Genomic DNA, 21,753 nt, shown 5'->3' with positions numbered 1-21,753 from the left:
GACACTCTACGGAGGAGGGGCGGTGATCGGGACGGTGTCGTAGTCGTGGGACATCATGAGTTCATGTCCGACGCACTGGAGCGGTTCCACCCGGCCACGGCCTCGTGGTTCCGTGGGGCGTTCGACCGGCCCACCCCGGCGCAGGAGGGGGCGTGGGATTCCCTCGCGAGCGGCGCCCACACGCTCGTCGTGGCCCCGACGGGGTCGGGCAAGACGCTGTCGGCGTTCCTCGACTCGCTCGACCGGCTGATGTTGGGGGGCGGGGGTGATGCCGACGGCTCGGCTGAGCGCCCGCCCGGCACGCGCGTCCTCTACATCTCCCCGCTCAAGGCGCTGGCCGTGGACGTCGAGCGCAACCTCCGGGCGCCGCTGGCCGGTATCGCCCGTCAGGCCGCGTCCCTGGGGGTGCGGACGGCGGAGGTGACGGTGGGGATCCGCACCGGCGACACCCCTCCGGAGGAGCGCCGCCGGCAACGCTCCCGGCCACCGCACGTGCTGGTCACCACGCCCGAGTCGCTGTTCCTCCTGCTCACCTCGGCGGCACGGGAGACACTTGCCACGGTCGACACGGTGATCATCGACGAGATCCACGCGGTGGCCGCCAGCAAGCGCGGCGCCCACCTCGCCCTGAGCCTCGAGCGACTGGACCAGCTGCTGGACACCCCGGCCCGGAGGGTGGGCCTGTCCGCCACCGTCCGCCCCCACTCCGAGGTGGCCCGCTTCCTCGCGGGCGAGAGGCCGGTCACCGTCGTCGCGCCCGGGTCGGACAAGCGCTTCGAGCTCACGGTCCGGGTGCCCGTGGAGGACATGACGGACCTGTCCTCGGCGAGCACGGACGTCACGGCACCGCCCGGGACCCCGGGCGAGGGGTCGATCTGGCCGCACGTCGAGCGGCAGGTGGTCGACCTGATCGCCGCCCACCGCTCGACGATCGTGTTCGTCAACTCCCGGCGGCTGGCCGAGCGGTTGACCGCGCGGCTCAACGAGATCCACGCCGAGGACACCGAGCCGGGGTCGCTGCCCCCCGCACCCGCCCGCCCGCCCGCGCAGATCATGGTGCCGTCCGAGGTCTCGCGCGGGGCGCCGGCGGAGTTGGCCATGGCCCACCACGGGTCGGTCTCCAAGGAACGCCGGGCGCTCATCGAGGACGCCCTCAAGTCGGGACGGTTGCGCGCGGTGGTGGCGACGTCGTCCCTCGAGCTCGGGATCGACATGGGCGCGGTGGACCTGGTCGTGCAGGTCGAGTCGCCCCCCTCCGTTGCCTCGGGACTCCAGCGGGTGGGCCGCGCCGGACACCAGGTCGGTGAGGTCTCCCGTGCGGCGGTCTTTCCCAAGCACCGCGCCGATCTCCTCCACAGCGCGGTGACCGTGGAGAGGATGGTCGCCGGTCAGATCGAGGCCATGTCGGTCATCACCAATCCGTTGGACGTCCTCGCGCAACAGACGGTGGCCGCGTGCGCACTCGAGTCGATCGATGTGGAGGACTGGTTCGCCGCCGTCCGGCGGACCGCCCCGTTCGCCGGACTGCCCCGGTCGGCCTTCGACGCGACGCTGGACATGCTGGCGGGAAAGTACCCGTCGGCGGACTTCGCAGAACTCCGGCCGCGCCTCGTGTGGGATCGCGACGCCGGGACGCTGACCGGCCGACCGGGTGCGCAACGCCTCGCCGTCACCTCGGGAGGCACCATTCCCGACCGTGGACTGTTCGGCGTGTTCATGGTGGGGGAGAAGGCGACGCGGGTCGGGGAGCTCGACGAGGAGATGGTCTACGAGTCGAGGGTCGGCGACGTGTTCGCCCTCGGGGCCTCGAGCTGGCGGGTCGAGGAGATCACGCACGACAGGGTGCTGGTCACGCCCGCGCCCGGCGGGACGGGAAGGCTGCCGTTCTGGCTCGGGGACGACCAGGGAAGGCCTGCGGAGCTGGGCCGCGCCCTGGGCGGGTTCCTGCGCGAGGTGGGGCACGGGTCCGACGACGAGGTGGTCCCCCGCCTCGCCGCCGCCGGCCTCGACGTCAACGCGGTGGCCAATCTCCGGCGGTACCTCGTCGAGCAGAGGGAGGCCACGGGGCACCTCCCCAGCGACACGACCCTCGTGGTGGAGCGGTTCCGGGACGAGGTGGGCGACTGGCGCGTCGTTCTGCACTCTCCGTTCGGCGCCCGCGTGCACTGGCCGTGGGCGGAGGCGGTGCGTGCGCGGCTCGCCGCCGCGCACGGGTTCGACGCCGTCCCGGTGGTGTCCGACGACGGCATCATCCTGCGGGTCCCGGACACCGTCGACGACGGCGAGGTGGGCGCCCGCCCGGGAGCCGAGACGTTCGCCCTCAGTCCCGAGGAGGCCGTGGACCTGGTCACCACCCACGTGGGTGGGTCCGCGCTCTTCGCGTCCAGGTTCCGCGAGTGTTCGGCGCGGGCGCTGCTCTTCCCCCGGTTGGACCCGGGGCGGCGGGCCCCGCTGTGGCAGCAGCGGCAGAAGTCGGCTCAGCTGCTCGACGTGGCACGCCGCTACCCGGACTTCCCGATGATCCTCGAGGCGGTCCGTGAGTGTCTGCAGGACGTGTACGACGTCCCCGCGCTGGAACGTCTGCTGCGCGAGATCGACTCGCGGACGGTCCGGATCGTGGAGATCGACACCCCGACGGCGTCGCCGTTCGCGCAGTCGTTGCTCTTCGACTACGTCGGTGCGTTCCTCTACGAGGGGGACTCGCCGCTCGCCGAGAAGCGGGCGGCGGCGTTGGCGATCGACCCCTCACTCCTCGGCCAGCTCCTGGGACGCGTGGAACTCCGCGAGCTGCTCGACGTGGAGGTGCTGGACTCGATCGAACGGCGGCTACAGCACCTCGAGCCCGAGCGCGCGGCCCGTGACGCCGAGGCCGTGGCCGACCTGCTGCGCCTGCTCGGGCCACTGACCGTCGAGGAGATCGCCGAGCGGTCCACGGAGCCGGAGGCCGTCCCGGGGTGGCTGGCGACGCTCGCCACGTCGTCCCGGATCGTCACGGTGGAGCACGCCGGCCGCACCTGGTGGGCCGGTGTCGAGGATGTGCCCAGGCTCCGCGACGGGCTCGGCGTGCCTCCGCCGCGCGGGGTCTCCTCGGCTTTCCTCGGCGACGCCGACGATCCCCTCGGCGAACTGGTCCGCCGCTATGCGCGAACCCACGGCCCGTTCACGGTGGATGCCCTGGCGGCGCGCTTCGGCCTGGGTGTGGCCGTGGCGCGCGGCGTGCTCGAGCGGTTGACCTCGGCCGGGACTCTGCTGGCCGGTGAGTTCCGCCCGGGGGCCGCGGGACCGGAGTGGTGTGACGCCGAGGTGTTGCGCCACATCCGCCGGCGCTCGCTCGCCGCGTTGCGCAGCCAGATCGAACCGGTGTCGCACACCGCGCTGGCCCGCTTCCTGCCCGGCTGGCAGAGCCTGGGCTCCGGCTCCGGTTCCGGTTCCGAGTCCGGTGTGGACGGCGTCCTCGCGGTGGTCGAGCAGCTCGACGGGCTGGCGGTGCCCGCCTCCGCGCTCGAGCCTCTCGTCCTCGCGCCCAGAGTCCGCGACTACTCCCCGGCGATGCTGGACGAGCTGCTCGCCGGGGGAGAGGTGCTCTGGAGCGGGCGGGGCCGAGCGGGGGCCCGAGACGGCTGGGTCTCCCTGCACCCGGCGGACTCCGCAGGAGCAACCCTCCCACTCGACCGGCCGCAACCGGAGGGCGTGGTTCACATCGCGGTGGTCGAGTCACTGCGCGGCGGGGCCCTGTTCTTCCGGGACATCGTGACCACGGTGAAAGAGGCGGCTGCACAAGAGTCGACCGGTGATGCCCCGGAGGTTGCCGGACCAGCCGCCACCGTACCGGCCGTCACCGAGGCCGTCGTCCGCGACGCCCTCTGGGACCTGGTGTGGGACGGCGTGGTCACGAACGACACCCTCTCGCCGTTGCGGGCGGTCCTGTCCGGTGGCGGCTCGTCGGGGTCGGGCACCGCCCACCGCTCACCGCGGTCCTCGGCCAGGCCACGTCGGGCCCGCCTGGGCCGGACCTCCATGGCGCAGTTGAACGGCGCGATGGCCGCCGGCACGCGGACGCCTCCCGTGGTGGCCGGTCGCTGGTCGCTGGTGCCGGAGCCGGTCACCGACGCGACTGTGCGCGCCCACGCATGGGCCGAGACGCTCCTGCTGCGCCACGGCGTGGTGACACGGGGTGCGGTCGAGGCGGAGGAGATCCCGGGCGGGTTCGCCGCCGTCTACAAGGTGCTGGCGCAGATGGAGGACTCGGGTCGCTGTCGCCGTGGCTACTTCGTCGAGGGTCTGGGTGCCGCCCAGTTCGCCGCCGGCAACACCATCGACCGCCTGCGTTCCTACGACGACACGGCCGACGACGCCCACTGGCCCTCCGGCACCGACGAGCCGGCAGTGCGAGTCCTCGCCGCCACCGACCCGGCCAATCCGTATGGCGCCGCCCTGCCCTGGCCGCAGGCCCCGGAGGGTGGATCGGGTCACCGTCCGGGCCGGAAGACAGGCGCTCTCGTGGTGCTGGTCGACGGACTGTGTGTCCTGTTCGTCGAGCGCGGTGGCCGAACCGTCCTGATTCTCGAGGACCGCGCGGGCGCGGTGGCCCTCGCCGCGTCCGCGCTGGCCGCAGCGGTGAAGTCGGGGGCCGTGGGACCACTCACCGTCACCACCATCGCCGGCGAGCCCGTCCACACCTCGCCCGTCGCGGCCGCCTTCGAGAACGCCGGTTTCGGGGCGACGCCGAAGGGGTTGCGCATCCGGCGGTGAGGCACTCCGCCCCCCGGCGGTGATGCCCCACGCCTCGGCCATTGAGTCACCCACGCCAACGAGTTAAGATATGCGCATCAATGCATATATAGAGAGGGGCGTTGGAATGGGGATAGGGCACTCACACGGAAGCCACACCCGCGGCCCCGCCCACGCGCACGGCCCCGCCCACACGCACGGCTCGGTGAGCACGCAACCGTCCGGCCACGCCGGGGCTCGCTACCGGGTGAGGCTGGCGTGCGCCTTTGCTCTGACCTCGGTGTTCTTCGTCGTCGAGCTGATCGCCGGCGTCATCTCCGGCTCCCTGGCGCTACTCTCCGATGCCGGCCACATGGGGGCGGACGTGGTGGCGCTGGGCGCAGTGCTCGCGGCCACGGTGATCGCTTCGCGTCCGGACCGCTCCGGCCGACGGACGTTCGGCCACTATCGGGTGGAGATCTTCGCCTCCGCGCTCGCGGTCCTCATCATGGGCGGAATGGGCGTGTACGTCCTGGTCGAGGCGTTCAGCCGGTTGGGTTCGGACGCGCACGTCGCCACCGGGACCATGCTGATCGTGGGTGCGATGGGACTGGTCGTCAACGTCGTCTCGCTACTCCTGCTGCGCAGCGGTTCATCGGAGAGCCTCGCGGTCCGCGGCGCGTATCTCGAGGTCCTGGCCGACGCGGCCGGATCGGTGGGGGTGATCGCGGCCGCGCTGCTCATCCGGGCCACCGGATCGACCGTGTGGGATCTCGTGGTGGCCGTGGCGATCGCCGCGTTCATCGTCATCCGAGCGGTGATCCTCGGTCGACAGGTCGTCGCGGTGCTGGCCCAGCACGCGCCCGCCGGGGTCGACCCCGCTGCGGTGGAGTCCGAACTCGCGTCGGTGCCCGGCGTGGAGGGGGTGCACGACCTGCATCTGTGGACCCTGACCTCCGGAATGGATGTCGGGACGGTCCACCTGGTGATCGCCCCCGGGGCGCAGCACGCCGGAATCCTTGAGGAGGCGCGGCGCGTCCTGCGGGAAGCCCACGGAATCGAGCACGCGACAGTCCAGATCGAGACCGCCGGCGTCGTGGAGTGCCGCGCTCTGGGATGGTGAACTCGGCGATTCGGAGAGCGGCCAGGGCGGGCACAGCGGCCAGGGCAGACACGGTGGACAGAGTAGACAGTGGACAGAGGGGTCGACGGTGCCAGAGGGTGATTCCGTTTACAGGGCGGCCAGGCGGGTCGACCGGGCGTTGGCCGGACGGACCCTCGACAAGTCCGAGCTGCGAGTTCCCCGATTCGCAGCGGTGGACCTGCGGGGCAGGGCCGTGGTCACCGCCCGGTCCCGCGGCAAGCACCTCTTCGTCGTCGTCGGCCCCGACGCGCAGGGTCGGGACCCGGTCACCCTGCACATCCACCTGAAGATGGAGGGCCGCATCCACATCCATCGTGCGGGAGAGCGGTGGCGGTTCCCCGCGCACACCGTCCGGCTGCTTCTGCGTGCGGGTGACGTCGAGGTGGTGGGTACCGAACTCGGAGTGCTGCGCGCACTGGACCCGTCCGAGGCCGATCGGGCGGTCGACCACCTCGGCCCCGATCTCCTGGGGCGGGACTGGGACCCGGACGCCAGCGTCGCGGAGGTGATCAGGCGAATCGGTGAGCGGCCCACCCGGACGATCGGGGAGGCACTGTTGGACCAGAGGAATCTCGCCGGGATCGGCACCGTCTACCGCGCCGAGCTCTGCTTTCTGCGAGGCCTCGACCCGAGAGAGCCCGTCGAGGCGGTGCCGGATCTGCGCGCGGTGGTGGTCCTCGCCCGGCGGATGCTCCTCGCCAATGCCGACCGCTCCGTCCGGGTCACGACCGGCGACACGCGCCGCGGGAGGGAGCTGTGGGTGTACGGGCGGGACGGCAAACCCTGCCGCAGGTGTGGGACCCAGGTGGAGACGTTCCGACTGGGTGGTCTCGCCGACCCCGATGAACCGAGCGATTCGCTCGATCGCATCGCCTACCGCTGCCCGTCGTGCCAACCGGGGCGTGCCACACTGGGGCCATCGCCAACGGAGGAGAACCTGTGACCGACCGCAACACGATTCTGATCACCGGAGCCAGCGCGGGTCTCGGCGAGGGTATGGCCCGTCGCTGGGCCGCGCAGGGCAAGAGCCTGGCGCTGTGCGCCCGCCGCCTCGACCGCCTCGAGGAGCTCCGCGCCGAGCTCGTGGCCGCCAACCCCTCGATCACGGTGGCGGTCCGCGAACTCGACGTGGCTGATGGCGACGCGGTGGAGCGGGTGTTCGGTGAGCTCGACGCGGAGCTCGGAGGCATCGACCGCTTTGTCCTCAACGCCGGACTCGGGAAGGGGGCGTCCATCGGCACCGGCAAGGCGCACGCCAATCGCGAGACCGCGATGGTCAACGTGATCGGCACCCTCAACCAGGCCGAGGCCGCGATGGAGCTCATGAACAAGAGGGGTGAGGGGCACCTGGTGTTCATCTCGTCCGTGAGCTCCCTGCGCGGTATGCCCAAGGCCCAGAACACCTACGGCGCCACCAAGGCGTTCGTGTCCTCGCTGGCGCAGGGCCTGCACGCCGAACTCGACAGCGCGGGCAGCCGCATCAAGGTCACCGACATCCTCCCCGGGTACATCCGCACCGACATCAACCGCTCGGTCAAGACCTCACTGATGACCGAATTCGACGAGGGCGTCGACGCGCTGGTCAGGACGATCGACGCCGAGCCCACTCGGGCACTCGTCCCCGCCAAGCCCTGGAAGGCGATCGGTCCCCTGTTGACACTCCTGCCGGAGAAGGTCAGCCGCAGGTTCGTCTGACCTGCTAGAAGGGCGGCGGGCTGAGGAGGTCGTCGAGTAGGGCCCGGACCTCGTGCTCGACCGTGCTGACCACGGGCGCGTTCCGCCGCCACCAGCGACCGTGGTCGCCAGAGCGGGTGTCCGCCGATCCATGTGCGCGGGCGCGCTCGGCGTTCAGGCGGAGCGCTCGGCGAGACCAATAAGTGGGCTCCGGCCGCGCTTCACCGCCTGTGGTGGTCGGGTCCGGGTTTCGCTGCTGTTGCCTATTCCAGGCCTGGGACTCCGCGCGGGCCTGCTCGCGGCGGTAGGCCCCGAGCGGCCCGGAGGGTCGGGTCGTCATGGTCGCCCCATCGGGGGTGACGACGGTGAGACCTCCCTCGGGCTCCAGGTTGTAGATCCAGTCGGAGAAGGTCTTGAACCGGTGGTGACGCCGACACAGACACATGAGGTTGTGCTCTTCGGTCGGCCCGCCCCGGGCGGGGTCGGCGTGGTCGAACGGTCGGACATGATCGATGTCACAATCATCGGCTGGAACCGCACACCCGGGGTGGCGGCAGGTTCCGTCGCGCAGCCTGATGCGGCGTGCCAACTCGGCTCCGGGCCGGTACTTGAGGCCGCGGCCGGCGTCGTCGGCGGCACCGATGCGGGGGTCGACCTTCTCGACGCTGGCACCGTCGCTGATGTTCAGCATGTCCAGCAGAGCCTGAAGCGCGGCCTCGCCCGTCCGGGTGAACTCCACCCGCACCCCGTCGCCGTCGGCACCGGGGTTGTCCGCGCCGGTGTTGCCGGGAGCGATCACGGTGACCTTGGGTCGCAGCGGCGACACGGGATGGTCCGAACTGCCGGGCTGCGGGCTGTCGCCACACACGAGTGACAGCAGCGCGTCCGCGCGGCGTTCGGCCTTGGAGTAGTAGTAGTCCGGGTCCGGCTGGCCGGTCCCCTCGGTGGCGGCTGCGGCGGCTTCGGCGGCGGCGTGTTCGGCAGCGCGCTGGTCGATCGCCTCGGCGAGGACCGCCGCCTCTTCGGTGGCAAGGATGGCCGACACGGTGGACATGCCGTCGGCGCCCTTGTTGATGCGCACTCCGCGGGCACGGCTGGCGTCCTCCTTGCGCCTGCGGATGCCGTCGGCGTCGTGTCGGGCGATGATCGCGTCCACCGCATCGCGAATCGCTCGCGCCCCGCGGCGTTCGCCGGCCTCGATCGCGGCCAGGTAGTCGTCGACGACGTCCTGTTGAACCTGCGGGAGGACCGAGGGATCGACGGTGGCCATCTGGCGGGCCAGCAGTTCGGCGGCGCGCTGGTCCAGGCGCCCTGAGGCCAGGGCTGCGAGGACGGCGGGGTAGCGCTGGTGCAGGTCCGCGGCGAAGGAGACCATCGATTCGGCCCGCAGGGTGGAGACGGCCATCGCTGCCACCACGTACCCGGTGGCCACATCGAACGGGTCGACCACCGCGTGGCCGGGCGGGGACTCCGGGCCGGCGCCCGAGTGGTCGCGGCGCAGGCACTCGAGCAGCAGGTCGTAGCAGGCCGACAATCGCCGGGCAGCGGCCCGGTTCTCCGCCTCCCAGCCGGCACGAACCGAGGTGGTCAACCTGGTCAGCGGATCGACTCCGGAGGAGCCGAGGGAAGCGCTGCCCGTGAACGGGTTCTCGTCGCCGTCCATACCGCACCCCCCGTCACCATCGAGTGTCCGACGCCTGTCGAATGTATGTTCGATACTACACACACAGGTTCGAATGTTCAAGGGGTGTGGACTGGTCATCGCCGAGACTCGGGCAGGCGAGAGCGCAGGCGTGCACGCAGGTCAGCGGTACGGCCCGGTAGGCGGCCCGGTCAGCGGGTGGGGAGCGCCTCGGGGCCCACCACGTCGAACAGCATCGCTGTGAACTGGCCCTGCGCCTCGAGCTGCCGGCGGCGAAGACGGAGCCGGCGGGGCAGCAGGGGACGCCCGGAACCGAGGACGACCGGACACTGGTGGATCCAGACCCGGTCGAGCAACCCCCGGTCGGCGAACTGGCCCGCGAGGTCGCCACCACCGACCACCCAGACATCCCCGCCGCCGGCGGCATCGACCAGGAGGGGGTGCAGATCGCCGACGTCACCGGCGACGAACTCGACTCCGTCGACGGGATCGAGATCGCGGTGGGTGACGACCCAGCTCGGCACGGAGTAGGGCCAGACGAACGGTCGGCCGTCCTTCGTGAGGTCGCGGCGCACCCACTCGAACGTGTTGACCCCGCAGACGAGTGAACCGACGCCGGAATAGAAGCGGTCGAAGTGGAGGGCGGGGAGCGCGGGGTCGGGCTCGGTCGGTGTGCCACCTGTGGGATCTGCCCCGCCGGAGGTCGCGAACAGCCAGGAGAGGCTCTCCTCGTCGTCGGCGATGTACCCGTCGAGGCTGGTGGCGGTGCAGTAGACGGTGCTCATGCGGGAATGATCGCACCGGGGTACGACACCCGGCTACGAGCCCTTCGTAGGCGAGGAGGGCCGACTCAGCGGCGACCGCGGGCCTCGCGGTAGATCTCCACGAGAGAATCCGTCGAGGAATCGAAACCGTCTCCCGGGTGCCTCTCGGCGGTCAGAGCCCGCAGGAGCTCGCCGGCCTGCGCCTTACCCAGCTCGACCCCCCACTGGTCGAAGGCGTTGATGCCCAGCACGGCGGCCTGGGTGAACACCACGTGTTCGTACAGCGCGATGAGCTGGCCGAGGACCCCGGGTGAGAGCGACGGGGCGAGGATCGTGGTGGACGGCCGGTTGCCGGGCATGACCTTGTGGGGCGCGAGCTCGGGGTCGACCCCCTCCGCGAGCACCTCCTCCTCGGTCTTGCCGAACGCCAGCACGCGGGACTGGGCGAAGAGGTTGGCCACGAGCATGTCGTGCATCGAGCCGGCGCCGTCCGCGGCGGGCAGGTCCGTCACCGGGCGGGCGATACCGATGAAGTCCACCGGGACGAGCTGGGTGCCCTGATGCAGGAGCTGGAAGAAGGCGTGCTGGCCGTTGGTGCCGGGCTCGCCCCAGTAGACCTCACCGGTGGGGTAGGAGACGTCGGAGCCGTCGAGCCGGACCGACTTGCCGAGGGACTCCATGGTGAGCTGCTGCAGGTAGGCGGGGAAGCGGAGAAGCCCTTGGGCGTAGGGAATCACGGCCTTGGACTGGGCTCCGAGGAAGCAGGTGTACCAGATGCCGAGCAGGGCCATGAGGACCGGCGCGTTGTGCTCGGGTGCCTCGGTCGCGAAGTGCAGGTCCATGGTGTGGAAGCCCTCGAGCAGCTCCACGAATGCCGCCGGTCCCACCGTGATCATCACCGACAGGCCGATCGCCGACGACACCGAGTACCGGCCCCCGACCCAGTCCCAGAACTCGAACATGTTCTCCGCCGCGATCCCGAAGTCGGCCACCTTCTCGGTGGCGGTAGACACCGCCACGAAGTGGGACGCGATCGCGTCCTGTGACCCGAGCGCCTCGACGAAGTGCCGGCGCGCGGCATGGGCGTTGGCCATGGTCTCCTGCGTGGTGAAGGTCTTGGAGGCCACAACCACGAGAGTGGTGGCGGGGTCGACCTCGGAGAGCACGTCCGAGAGGTCCGCAGGGTCCACGTTGGAGACATAGCGTGCGCGGACGCCCGCGGTCTGCAGGTGGCGCAGGGCCCTGTCGACCATCACGGGACCGAGGTCCGAGCCCCCGATGCCGATGTTGACCACGGTGTCGATCCGCGCCCCCGTGTGCCCCGTCCATTCGCCGGAGCGGACCCGCTCGGCGAAATCGGCCATCCGGGTGAGGACCCCGTGGACGTCGGCCACCACGTCCCGTCCGTCGACGACGAGCTCGGCGTCGGCGGGGAGACGGAGCGCGGTGTGGAGGACGGATCGGTCCTCGGTCGTGTTGATCCGGTCACCCCGGAACATCGCGGCCCGCTGCGCCGGCAGACGGGCGGCGTGGGCCAGCTCGGTCAGCGCGCTCATGACCTCGTCGGTGACCAGGTGCTTGGACAGATCGATGTGTAGGTCGCCCGCGGTGACCGTCATGCGGCGACCCCGCTCCGGGTCGGCGGCGAACAACTCGCGGAGGGTCACGCCACCGATCATCGGAACGAGGCCCTCGATGTCCGACCACTGCGGGGTCGTGCTGATGTCCGTCATAACCGCTCCTGCCCAGTCTCGCCGCCCGGGGGTCGCCCGCCGTCCGTATGCGAGGCTAGTCGGGAATACGGGGGCCGCGTTGTCCGTTCCACACACGTGACCCCCATGACTCCTCCGTCCGACTCCTCCGTCTCGGCCCAGGTGGAACGACTGGTCGAGCTGGGCGTGCCCGGGCTCGCCGGGATCACTGCCGGGCGGCTGCGGGAGCACGCCGCGTCACTCCCCGCCGACGTGGCCGTGGGAAGGCCGGTGCTGGCGGTCCACCCCTCGTTCGTTCCCACCGCTCAACTCGTGAGCCTGCTGCGACGTGAGGGCAGGGCCGGTTTCGTCGTGGTCGACATGTCCGACCTGGCCGAGTTCACACCGACCGACGACGTCCGGGTGCCGGACGCCCCGCTCTACCTGGTCGATGACGTGACACGTGACGACGACATGCTGGGCTGGACCCCGACCGACGCGCACGCCGAGTTCGCCCGGCGGGGGCGCACTCCGCTGACCATCTCCGAGGGGGTGAGCTGGCTGCTCCAACAGCCGGAGATGCTCGAACCCGGCAGGTGCTTCATGTGCATCGGGTCGCGCAGGCGCAAGGCCGACGGAGCGCTGGACGCCCGGACCCCGGCACTGTGGATCAGCGGGGGGACGGGCCGCGACGGTCGGGAGAGCAAGGGGGCCCCGAAGGTGGGCTGGTGCTGGGCGAACAACCACCACACGTGGTTGGGGTTCGCCTCCACCGCCGGACGCGTCGGTCCGGGTCTCAGCCCAGTCGCCCGCGACCCAGGCGCAGGAGCATCCCCGCGAGGGTCTGCCCCTCCTGGCCGAGGGAAGAGAAGCGCTCGTAGACCTTGAGTTCGCGGGTGTGGACCAGCTTGGTGCCGCCGGACTTCATCCGCGTGCGGCCGATGCGCTTGGATATCTCGCTGCGGCGGACTATCGCGTCCAGGATCTCTGCGTCCAACCGGTCGATCTCCAGACGGAGCTCCTGGATCTGGGCCTCGGACAACGGATCGTCCGTGCCGGCGGGGTCAGGGTTCATGTCGTAATCATCCCACTCTCTTCCGCTGGACCCTCAGGACAGTCTAATGTTGCCGCCCGTGGACAACTTGAACACGCTTCTCGCGGACATCGGATCCGTGATCTGGGGACCATTCGTCCTCATCCCGCTGCTGCTCGGCACCGGCCTGTTCCTCACGATCAGGCTGCGCGCGATCCAGTTCCGCAAACTGGGCCCCGCGCTCAACCTGGGGCTGCTCCGGCGCCGGGACGACGGCGGCGCGGGTGACATCAGCCAGTACCAGGCGTTGACCACCGCGCTCGCCGCGACGGTCGGCGTGGGCAACATCGTCGGTGTCGCGACGGCGATCTCCCTGGGCGGGCCCGGCGCGCTCTTCTGGATGTGGGTCACCGCCCTCGTGGGAATGGCCTCCAAGTATTCGGAGGCCTTCCTGGGGGTGCGGTACCGCGTGACCGACGCCCGTGGCGAGCAGTCCGGTGGTCCGCAGTACTACCTCCACCGGGGATTCGCCGATCTGTTCGGCCGGACCGGCGCCCGGGTGGGACTCGTCCTGTCTCTCGTCTTCGCGGTGTTCGCGGTCCTGGCGAGCTTCGGCATCGGAAACATGACGCAGGGCAACGCGGTGGCGGCCCAGCTCGACAACTCCTTCGGCATCCCCGTCGTGGCCTCCGGCGTGATCCTGTTCGTCCTCACCGGTGCGGTCCTTCTCGGCGGCATCAAGTCCATCGGCCGGGTCACGGCAGGGTTCGTCCCCCTGATGATCGTGCTGTACCTGCTCGGCGGGATGGTCGTCCTTGTGCTCAACGCCGACGCGATCCCCGGGGCGTTCGGGCAGATCTTCACCGAGGCCTTCACCGGCACGTCCGCGGTGGGTGGCTTCGCCGGTGCCGCGATCATGTACGCCATCCAGATGGGCGTGGCGCGGGGCATCTTCTCCAACGAGTCCGGTATGGGCTCCGCGGCCATCGCGGCCGCCGCGGCCAAGACCACCCACCCGACCCGTCAGGGCCTGGTGTCCATGACCCAGACCTTCATCGACACCATCATCGTCGTCACCTTCACCGGCCTGGTGATCGTCACCTCCGGGGTGTGGGAGCGGGGGAGTGACACGGCCGGCACCATGACCGCCGACGCGTTCGCCGAGGCGATGCCGTACGGCGACAAGCTCGTGGCGGTGGCGATCGCGTTCTTCGCCTTCTCGACGATCCTCGGCTGGTCGTACTACGGCGAGCGGTGTGTCGAGCGACTCGTGGGCGCCGGGGGGGTCATTCCCTACCGGATGGTCTTCACGTGCGTGGTGTTCGTGGGTGCGGTCGTCGAGCTCGAGGTTGTGTGGAACTTCGCCGACGTGATGAACGGCCTGATGGCCATCCCGAACCTCATCGGACTCCTGGTCCTCTCCGGTCTCATCGTCCGCGAGACGAAGCACTACCTGGACAACGATCCGACTCTGACGGCGACGGCAGCGCAGGTCGAGGAGTTCATGGGGGACCGCCCGCGCTGAGATCGGGCTGTCGGAGCGGGTGGGTAGATTGGACACCACGATGACCCACTCCGCCTCCGCTCCAGCCAGCGTTTCAGCTCCAGCCAGCCGCACCTCTGTCGATTCGCCCCTCCTCGACGGGCTCAACCCACAGCAGGTCGCCGCGGTCACGCACCGCGGCGGCCCGTTGTTGATCGTGGCCGGCGCGGGCTCGGGTAAGACCAGCGTGCTGACCAGGCGGATCGCCTACCTGCTGGCCGAGGGGGGCGCGCACCCGGGGCAGATCCTCGCCATCACGTTCACCAACAAGGCCGCCGCGGAGATGCGGGAGCGGGTCTCCGGCCTGGTGGGTTCCCACGCCGAGCGGATGTGGGTGGCCACGTTCCACTCGATCTGCGTGCGGATCCTGCGCGCCCAGTCCGCGCTCCTGGGTACCCGCAATTCCAACTTCACGATCTACGATTCGGACGATTCCCGTCGCCTGCTCGGCATGATCGCCAAGGAGCAGAACCTCGATATCAAGAAGTTCACGCCGCGGATGCTCGCCGCGGCCATCTCGAACCACAAGAACGAACTCCGTGAGCCGTCGGAGGCCATGGATCGTGCGATGGAGGACTCGGACCGGACCGGGCAGACGGTCGCGGCGGTGTTCACCGAGTACCAGGCGCGGCTACAGGCGGCCAACGCCTTCGACTTCGACGACCTGATCGGGGAGACCGTGGCACTGCTTCGGTCGCACCCGGAGGTGGCGGCCTACTACCGGCGCCGGTTCCGCCACGTCATGGTGGACGAGTACCAGGACACCAATCACGCCCAGTACATCCTCGTCCGCACTCTGGTCGGCGGGGCGGCGGGGACCGGTGACGACGCCGCGGCCGGGGTCGCACCGGCCGAACTCTGCGTGGTGGGAGACGCCGACCAGTCCATCTACGCCTTCCGCGGGGCCACCATCCGCAACATCGAGGACTTCGAGCACGACTACCCGGACGCCCGATCAATCCTGCTGGAACAGAACTACCGCTCGACCCAGACGATTCTCTCCGCCGCCAACGCCGTGATCTCCCGCAACCCGGGCCGGAGGGAGAAGAACCTCTGGACCGACGAGGGAACCGGCGAGTTGCTCGTGGGATACGTGGCGGACAATGAACACGACGAGGCGCGGTTCATCGCCGGGGAGATCGACCGGCTCGTGGACTCCGGGGTGGCCGGGTATTCCGACGTGGCGGTGTTCTACCGGACGAACAACTCCTCCCGTGTGATCGAGGACGTGTTCGTCCGCCTGGGACTGCCCTACAGGGTCGTCGGGGGCACCCGGTTCTACGAGCGCAAGGAGGTGCGCGACGTGGTCGCCTACCTCAAGGTGCTCGCCAACCCGGACGACACGGTGGCTCTGCGCCGCATCCTCAACACGCCGCGGCGGGGGATCGGCGACCGCGCGGAGGCCTGTGTGGTGGTCCACGCCGAACAGCGGGCCATCGGCTTCGGAGAAGCCCTGCGGGACGCCGCCGAGGGCAGGGTGGCGCTGCTGCCGACGCGATCGGCCAAGGCGATCGCGGGGTTCGTCTCGCTGCTCGATGAGCTGCGTGGGGGCATGGCCGGCTCAGACCACCCCGGAGGCGAGGATTCGGCCCCCGACGTCGGCGCCCTGGTCGAAGCCGTACTGGAGCGCACCGGGTACCGCGCCGAGTTGGAGGCCTCCAACGACCCGCAGGACGCGGCGCGGTTGGACAACCTCAACGAGCTGGTGGGTGTGGGCCGGGAGTTCTCCTCCGAGGCCGCGCTCCAGCGGTCTGCGCGGGAGCAGGGTTTCGGCGACCGCGAGGCCGATCTGGACGAGGGCCTCGCCGAGCCGGGTTCGCTGGCGGCCTTCCTCGAGCGGGTCTCGCTGGTGGCGGACGCCGACCAGATCCCCGATCAGGACCAGGGGCAGGTCACCCTCATGACCCTCCACACCGCCAAGGGCCTCGAGTTCCCGGTGGTGTTCCTCGTCGGGATGGAGGACGGCCTGTTCCCGCACATGCGTGCTCTCGGGGATCCGGCGGAGCTGTCCGAGGAGCGGCGGTTGGCATACGTGGGCATCACCCGCGCCCGCACGCGTCTCTACCTGACCCGCGCGATGATGCGTTCGTCGTGGGGCCAGCCCATGACCAATCCCGGGTCTCGCTTCCTCGAGGAGATCCCCTCCGAGGCGATCGAGTGGCAACGCGAGGAACCGGTCGGCGGTGGAGGGTTCGGCGATTCCGACTCGTACGCGCCGCGACGCCGATTCGGTGGTGGCGGTGCAGGGGGTGGCTACGGTTCCGGTGGCGGGTTCGGCTCCGGTGGCGGACGCTCGTCCGGGATCCCCAGGGCGAAGTCCTCCGCGCCCACCCTGGAATTGGCGCCGGGGGATCGGGTGACGCACGACAAGTACGGGCTCGGCAAGGTGCTCACGTGCGATGGGAGCGGTCCGCGTGCGACGGCGACGATCGACTTCGGCGCGTCGGGGACGGTGCGACTGATGCTGATCGGGGGAGTCCCGATGCAGAAGCTCTAGTGGGGGACCTGCCGGGGGCCGGCTGCCCCGAGGTCAACTGCCCCGGGGTCAGCTGCCGAAGGGGATGGAGCTCGAACCCTCCACGCTTCCTGCGCCCGCGAGGTAGATGCCGTGCTGGGCCAACCAGATGACGGGGTCGACGTGCTGGGACCCGTTGTTGAGCAGCACCTCGAAATGCAGGTGGGAGCCCGTCGAGAAGCCCATGTTGCCCATGCCGGCGATCCGCTGACCGGCGTAGACGCGCTCCCCCTCACGGACGTCGAGTGACTCCATGTGTCCGTAGACGGTCATCGTGCCGTCGTCGGACATGATCCGGATCCAGTTCCCGAACCCTTGAGCGGGGCCGGAATCGATCACCACGCCGTCGGTGGCCGCGAGGATCGGCGTGCCGTTGGAGTTGGCGATGTCGATCCCCGCGTGCATCGCGCCCCACCGCATGCCGAAACCCGAGGTGAAGGTTCCCTCGGCGGGAAGAGCCACCTTCGGACGCCGGGCCTGCTCTTCGGCGATCTCACGCTGGGTGTTGATCTCCGTGCCGGCGTAGAGCATGGCCGACTGCGCGTTCTCGGCTGCCGAGTCGAGGGCCGAGACGACCACGGGCTCGGGGAGGGAGGGTGTCGCGGGAGTGGAGGATGACGGAGCGTCGGGCGCGCCGGTCGCCGGGGCAGCCTCGCCGTTGGCGAGGAGGGCGATGTCGCCCGCCTCGGCAGAGTGGGTGCCCACGACGTCCATGACCGAGCCCGCAGAGGCTGCCGACACGGCGGCACCGGCGGCGACGGCCAGAACGGCGGCGCGACCACGCAGTGCGTGGGGGGGCGAGGGGAGGCGGTGACGTCCTCCCGCGTGTGCACCGGATGCGGGTACGACGACAGGAGTCGCGGGTGGTACGTGCTGCGACTCGTTCTTCACCGGTGGCGTTTCCCCTCTGAGGTCGTGCTGTGATCTTTCCGTGATCAAGACGCCCCCCAAGGTAACGGACCGGCAACGGCGCCGCAAGGTCACGCCCGGCTGGCGAGGGAGGGGTGGATCACACCGGTGTGACTCCAGTGGTCAAGGGGTTTGGAGTTAATGCTCGGGTCTCGAGTGGTGGTCACGGTGCCTCCGTGGCCGCGCGCTCGTGTGACCGGGCACACACGGTCACCCCCAGGGTGCGACGGGCGACACACCCCGCGCCTAGGATGAGGAAGGACTCGGCTTTACAACAGGGCCGGGCGAATCTACCCACGTCAAGATGGTGAGCTGATGGATCTCTTTGAATACCAGGCAAAGGCTCTTTTCGCGAAGCATGACGTGCCCACCACCCCGGGGCGCGTTGCGGACACCGCGGAGGAGGCCGAGAAGGTCGCGGCCGAGATCGGCAAGCCTGTCGTCGTCAAGGCACAGGTGAAGGTCGGAGGCCGTGGCAAGGCCGGCGGCGTCAAGCTGGCGGAGGACGCCAAGGAGGCCCGCGCCCGGGCCGAGGACATCCTGGGCCTGGACATCAAGGGCCACATCGTCAAGAAGCTGCTCGTCGCCGAGGCCAGCGACATCGCCGAGGAGTACTACATCTCCTTCCTCCTCGATCGCGCGAACCGCAACTACCTGGCCATGTGTTCGGTCGAGGGTGGCGTCGAGATCGAGCAGGTCGCCGAGGAGTCCCCGGACCGCCTCGCCCGGATCAACATCGATCCCACGGTCGGCGTCGACGAGGCCAAGGCCCGCGAGATCGCGAAGGCCGGCCACCTCCCGGAGGAGGTGCTCGACGCCGCTGCGGTGACGATCGCCAAGCTCTACGAGGTGTTCGTCAAGGAGGACGCCACGCTGGTCGAGGTGAACCCGCTCGTCCGCACCCCGAACGACGAGATCCTGGCGCTCGACGGCAAGGTCACCCTCGACGAGAACGCGGAGTTCCGCCACAAGGAGTCCTTCGAGGACTTCTCCGACGCGGGCACCACGGATCCGCTCGAGCAGAAGGCCGCGGAGAACGACCTCAACTACGTCAAGCTCGACGGGCAGGTCGGCATCATCGGTAACGGTGCCGGTCTGGTCATGTCGACCCTCGACGTCGTCGCGTACGCGGGCGAGAGCCACGGTGGCGTCAAGCCCGCCAACTTCCTCGACATCGGCGGCGGTGCCTCGGCCGAGGTCATGGCCAACGGTCTCGACGTCATCCTCGGCGACGAACAGGTCAAGAGCGTGTTCGTCAACGTCTTCGGCGGCATCACCGCCTGCGACGCCGTCGCGAACGGCATCGTCAAGGCTCTGGAGATCCTCGGCGACGAGGCCAACAAGCCGCTCGTCGTCCGTCTAGACGGCAACAACGTCGAGGAGGGTCGCAAGATCCTCGCCGACGCGAACCACCCGCTCGTCACCCTGGCCGACAACATGGACTCCGGCGCCGACAAGGCCGCCGAGCTGGCCGCCAAGTAAGAAGCAGAGGACCTCACACACATGTCGATCTTCCTCAACAAGGACAGCAAGGTCATCGTCCAGGGCATCACCGGTGGCGAGGGCAGCAAGCACACCGCCCGCATGCTCGCGGCCGGCACCCAGATCGTCGGCGGCGTCAACGCCCGCAAGGCCGGCACCACCGTGTCCCACAAGGACGCGAACGGCAACGACGTGGAACTGCCGGTTTTCGGCGGCGTCGCCGAGGCCATGGAGGCCACCGGTGCGGACGTGACGATCCTGTTCGTCCCGCCGCCCTTCACCAAGGACGCCATCATCGAGGCCGTGGACGCGGAGATCCCGCTCGCCGTGGTCATCACCGAGGGCGCCCCCGTGCTGGACACCGCCACCGCGTGGAACTACAACCTCGCCAAGGGTGGCAAGACCCGGATCATCGGGCCCAACTGCCCGGGCATCATCACACCGGGCGAGTCGCTGGTCGGCATCACCCCGGCCAACATCGCGGGCAAGGGCCCGGTCGGGCTCGTGTCCAAGTCGGGCACCCTGACCTACCAGATGATGTACGAGCTCGCCGACTACGGCTTCTCGACCGCCATCGGCATCGGTGGAGACCCGATCATCGGCACGACCCACATCGACTGCATCGAGGCCTTCGAGAACGACCCGGAGACCAAGGTCATCGTGATGATCGGCGAGATCGGCGGCGACGCCGAGGAGCGGGCTGCCGACTACATCAAGGCCAACGTCACCAAGCCGGTCGTCGGCTACGTGGCGGGCTTCACCGCCCCCGAGGGCAAGACGATGGGCCACGCCGGCGCCATCGTCTCCGGCTCCGCGGGCACCGCTCAGGCCAAGAAGGAGGCCCTGGAGGCCGCAGGAGTCAAGGTCGGCAAGACGCCGTCCGAGACCGCGCAGCTCGCCAAGGAGCTCCTCGACGCCATGTGATCCGTTCGTGGTGGTCCGCAGGGACCGCCGCGAGCATGCGCCACCCGACCCCCGCCATCCCCGGATGCCGGGGGTCGCGGCGTGCCGGGGGTACCGCGGGTGGACGGTTCTCTACGGTGGCAGCGTGAGCCCTCCACGTGTCATCCGGCCCGCCGCGAGACGGACCCCGGCGGGTGCCCGATCGTTGTTGTGGACGGCGGCCGCCGCCGCGCTGCCCGTCATCGTCTCCGTGCTGGTGCTGACGGCGCTCACCCTGGCCGTGCTTGTGTTCAGCGCCCGGGGGTTCGACTCACTGTTCGCCGTGGTGGCCGTGGAGTGGTTGGTGGTCAACAGGGTGCCCCTCACCGTGGACGAGGTGTCCCTGGGCTTTCTGCCCCTGTTGCCGCCATTGATCTACGTGGCGGTGTTGGCCCGGCAGACCCGCGCCGTCCTGGGCGACGTCGAGGAGCCGGGGGCGCGCGAGGCCGGCGCGGCCGTGGCGGGGGTGACACTGGCGGGGTTGCTGATGACGGGGTTGGCGACCCTGTTGGTCGGCTCCGCCGGCTCGGACTTCGCCGTGAGGGAGTCCTCCCCGACGGCGGCGCTGCTGTGGACGGCGGCGGTGGCGCTGTTCGGATCGGGGCTGGGCGTCTGGCTCTACTTCCGGCGGGACCTGCGGGAAGTCCTGCCGGTGTGGGTGCGCGGCGGGATCCATCTCGGCGCGGCGTTCGTGGCGGCCGTCTGGGCGATCGCCGCGATCCTCCTGCTGGTCGGACTCCTGGCGGCGTGGGGGCCGGTGGGTTCGGTCCTCGAGATCGGAAAGGATGTCACGGGGACCGCCGCGCTCGCGGCGATCTCCATCTCATACCTGCCCAATGTCGTCATGGCCGCGGCCACCCTCGCGGTCGGCGGGGAGGCCCACCTCGGTGAGGCCTCGTACAGCCTGTTCGCCGTGTCTCGCGGACCGATGCCCGAGGTTCCGCTCGCGGCGGCGTTGCCCACGACGGACCCGCACTGGGTGGTGCAGGGGCTCCTGCTGGTGACGGTGCTCGTGGCGGCGGGGCTCGCGCGCGCGGTCGCGCACTGGTTCCGCACCACCGCCGACGCGGTCAAGGCCACGTGGCTGGCCGCCGCGATAGTCGCACTGGTGATGGTGGTCAGCCCGGTTGTGGCCGGCGGCGAACTCGGGGTGCTCGGGACGGTGGGCACCGGCTCGTTGATCGCCGCGGGGACCGCGCTCGCGCTCTTCGGCGTGATCGGGTCCGCGACGATCGCGCTGTCCCTCGCGGGCCTGACGCGACGCCGCGAGCGCGCCGAGACCGAACTCGAGCGTCGCCGCCGCCGCGCCGGAGTGGAGGATCCCGCCGTGGCCGTGGCCGAGGCGGATAGCGTGGCCGAGGCCGACACCGTCGTCGAAACGGGAGCGGACGACCCGGCCGAGCCCGAGGGTGTGGCCGACGCGGAGGATGCCGCCGGGAGTGACGGCGATGTCGCGGCTCAGGTCGACGGGGCGTCGCCCGGGGAGGAGGACGGAACGGGCCTCGCTACTGACGACGCATTCGCCGACCCCGCCGCCGACCCCGCCGCCGACCCCGCCGACGACCCCGCCGACGCGGCTGAGGGCGCCGCCGACCCGGGCGATTCCGGGACGGCCGAGGAGAGCCCCGAGGAGAGCCCCGAGGAGAGCCCTGAGGAGAGCCCTGACGAGGGGCCGAGAGCCGCCGACTAGACTGCCATCCGGGC

15 protein-coding genes are annotated in these 21,753 nt (G+C 70.3%); 10 read left to right on the top strand and 5 right to left on the bottom strand.

Going from position 1 to position 21,753, the window contains the following annotated elements; all coding sequences use genetic code 11:
* Positions 1-63 precede the first annotated feature (63 nt).
* The 4 genes from CT688_RS11500 (at position 64) to CT688_RS11485 (ending at position 7,549) form a co-directional block, all read left to right on the top strand.
* A complete protein-coding gene (locus CT688_RS11500; RefSeq protein ID WP_107758172.1) occupies positions 64-4,752 on the top strand; it encodes an ATP-dependent helicase in 4,689 nt (1,562 codons plus the stop codon).
* A 184-nt stretch (positions 4,753-4,936) separates the two neighbouring features.
* Positions 4,937-5,833: a cation diffusion facilitator family transporter gene (locus CT688_RS11495; RefSeq protein WP_107758171.1), complete on the top strand. Its 897-nt coding sequence runs from the start codon at positions 4,937-4,939 to the stop codon at positions 5,831-5,833.
* An 88-nt stretch (positions 5,834-5,921) separates the two neighbouring features.
* Positions 5,922-6,797 carry a DNA-formamidopyrimidine glycosylase family protein gene (locus tag CT688_RS11490; protein WP_107757003.1) on the top strand — a complete coding sequence of 292 codons (876 nt, stop codon included), beginning with the start codon at positions 5,922-5,924 and terminating at the stop codon, positions 6,795-6,797.
* Positions 6,794-7,549 (top strand): SDR family oxidoreductase, encoded by a 756-nt coding sequence (locus CT688_RS11485; RefSeq protein WP_107757002.1) that lies wholly within the window; start codon positions 6,794-6,796, stop codon positions 7,547-7,549. The genes CT688_RS11490 and CT688_RS11485 overlap by 4 nt, the downstream gene beginning before the upstream one ends.
* Positions 7,550-7,553: 4 nt before the next feature.
* Here CT688_RS11485 and CT688_RS11480 read toward each other — a convergent pair whose 3' ends face one another.
* The 3 genes from CT688_RS11480 to pgi form a co-directional block, all read right to left on the bottom strand.
* Positions 7,554-9,191: an HNH endonuclease signature motif containing protein gene (locus tag CT688_RS11480; protein WP_107757001.1), complete on the bottom strand. Its 1,638-nt coding sequence runs from the start codon at positions 9,189-9,191 to the stop codon at positions 7,554-7,556.
* A 170-nt stretch (positions 9,192-9,361) separates the two neighbouring features.
* On the bottom strand, positions 9,362-9,955 hold the full coding sequence (locus CT688_RS11475) for a dihydrofolate reductase family protein (protein ID WP_107757000.1): 594 nt from the start codon (positions 9,953-9,955) through the stop codon (positions 9,362-9,364).
* Positions 9,956-10,020: 65 nt separating this feature from the next.
* A complete protein-coding gene (gene pgi, locus CT688_RS11470) occupies positions 10,021-11,667 on the bottom strand; it encodes a glucose-6-phosphate isomerase (protein ID WP_107756999.1) in 1,647 nt (548 codons plus the stop codon).
* A 105-nt stretch (positions 11,668-11,772) separates the two neighbouring features.
* On the opposite strand from pgi, the gene CT688_RS11465 reads away from it, so the two are divergent.
* Positions 11,773-12,513, top strand: a complete 741-nt coding sequence (locus CT688_RS11465; protein ID WP_231750313.1) for a DUF5701 family protein — start codon at positions 11,773-11,775, stop codon at positions 12,511-12,513.
* Here CT688_RS11465 and CT688_RS11460 read toward each other — a convergent pair.
* Positions 12,422-12,700: a chorismate mutase gene (locus tag CT688_RS11460; protein WP_107756998.1), complete on the bottom strand. Its 279-nt coding sequence runs from the start codon at positions 12,698-12,700 to the stop codon at positions 12,422-12,424. The two genes, CT688_RS11465 and CT688_RS11460, sit on opposite strands and share 92 nt — an antisense overlap.
* A gap of 46 nt (positions 12,701-12,746) precedes the next feature.
* On the opposite strand from CT688_RS11460, the gene CT688_RS11455 reads away from it, so the two are divergent.
* Positions 12,747-14,183: a sodium:alanine symporter family protein gene (locus CT688_RS11455; RefSeq protein WP_107756997.1), complete on the top strand. Its 1,437-nt coding sequence runs from the start codon at positions 12,747-12,749 to the stop codon at positions 14,181-14,183.
* A 40-nt stretch (positions 14,184-14,223) separates the two neighbouring features.
* Positions 14,224-16,698, top strand: a complete 2,475-nt coding sequence (locus tag CT688_RS11450; RefSeq protein WP_107756996.1) for a UvrD-helicase domain-containing protein — start codon at positions 14,224-14,226, stop codon at positions 16,696-16,698.
* Positions 16,699-16,746: 48 nt separating this feature from the next.
* Here CT688_RS11450 and CT688_RS11445 read toward each other — a convergent pair whose 3' ends face one another.
* The gene (locus CT688_RS11445) at positions 16,747-17,457 is read right to left on the bottom strand and encodes a M23 family metallopeptidase (RefSeq protein ID WP_231750312.1); all 711 of its coding nucleotides are present in this window, start codon (positions 17,455-17,457) and stop codon (positions 16,747-16,749) included.
* 483 nt (positions 17,458-17,940) lie between these two features.
* On the opposite strand from CT688_RS11445, the gene sucC reads away from it, so the two are divergent.
* From sucC to CT688_RS11430, 3 genes are all read left to right on the top strand, one after another.
* The gene (gene sucC / locus CT688_RS11440) at positions 17,941-19,107 is read left to right on the top strand and encodes an ADP-forming succinate--CoA ligase subunit beta (RefSeq protein ID WP_107756994.1); all 1,167 of its coding nucleotides are present in this window, start codon (positions 17,941-17,943) and stop codon (positions 19,105-19,107) included.
* A 21-nt stretch (positions 19,108-19,128) separates the two neighbouring features.
* The gene (sucD, locus tag CT688_RS11435; protein ID WP_107756993.1) at positions 19,129-20,031 is read left to right on the top strand and encodes a succinate--CoA ligase subunit alpha; all 903 of its coding nucleotides are present in this window, start codon (positions 19,129-19,131) and stop codon (positions 20,029-20,031) included.
* A 124-nt stretch (positions 20,032-20,155) separates the two neighbouring features.
* The gene (locus CT688_RS11430) at positions 20,156-21,739 is read left to right on the top strand and encodes a DUF6350 family protein (protein ID WP_231750311.1); all 1,584 of its coding nucleotides are present in this window, start codon (positions 20,156-20,158) and stop codon (positions 21,737-21,739) included.
* Positions 21,740-21,753 lie beyond the last annotated feature (14 nt).

This window comes from Dietzia sp. JS16-p6b (assembly GCF_003052165.1).
GTDB lineage: Bacteria > Actinomycetota > Actinomycetes > Mycobacteriales > Mycobacteriaceae > Dietzia.
Note: the sequence above shows the minus strand (reverse complement) of the source record. Positions and strands in the feature narration are given on the sequence as shown.

Excerpts from the sequence above, each read along its gene's own strand:
- CT688_RS11500 (WP_107758172.1), top strand. The coding sequence starts at position 64 with ATGTCCGACGCACTGGAGCGGTTCCACCCGGCCACGGCCTCGTGGTTC.
- CT688_RS11480 (WP_107757001.1), bottom strand. The coding sequence starts at position 9,191 with ATGGACGGCGACGAGAACCCGTTCACGGGCAGCGCTTCCCTCGGCTCC.
- CT688_RS11475 (WP_107757000.1), bottom strand. The coding sequence starts at position 9,955 with ATGAGCACCGTCTACTGCACCGCCACCAGCCTCGACGGGTACATCGCC.
- pgi (WP_107756999.1), bottom strand. The coding sequence starts at position 11,667 with ATGACGGACATCAGCACGACCCCGCAGTGGTCGGACATCGAGGGCCTC.
- CT688_RS11465 (WP_231750313.1), top strand. The coding sequence starts at position 11,773 with ATGACTCCTCCGTCCGACTCCTCCGTCTCGGCCCAGGTGGAACGACTG.
- CT688_RS11460 (WP_107756998.1), bottom strand. The coding sequence starts at position 12,700 with ATGAACCCTGACCCCGCCGGCACGGACGATCCGTTGTCCGAGGCCCAG.
- CT688_RS11455 (WP_107756997.1), top strand. The coding sequence starts at position 12,747 with ATGTTGCCGCCCGTGGACAACTTGAACACGCTTCTCGCGGACATCGGA.
- CT688_RS11450 (WP_107756996.1), top strand. The coding sequence starts at position 14,224 with ATGACCCACTCCGCCTCCGCTCCAGCCAGCGTTTCAGCTCCAGCCAGC.
- sucC (WP_107756994.1), top strand. The coding sequence starts at position 17,941 with ATGGATCTCTTTGAATACCAGGCAAAGGCTCTTTTCGCGAAGCATGAC.
- sucD (WP_107756993.1), top strand. The coding sequence starts at position 19,129 with ATGTCGATCTTCCTCAACAAGGACAGCAAGGTCATCGTCCAGGGCATC.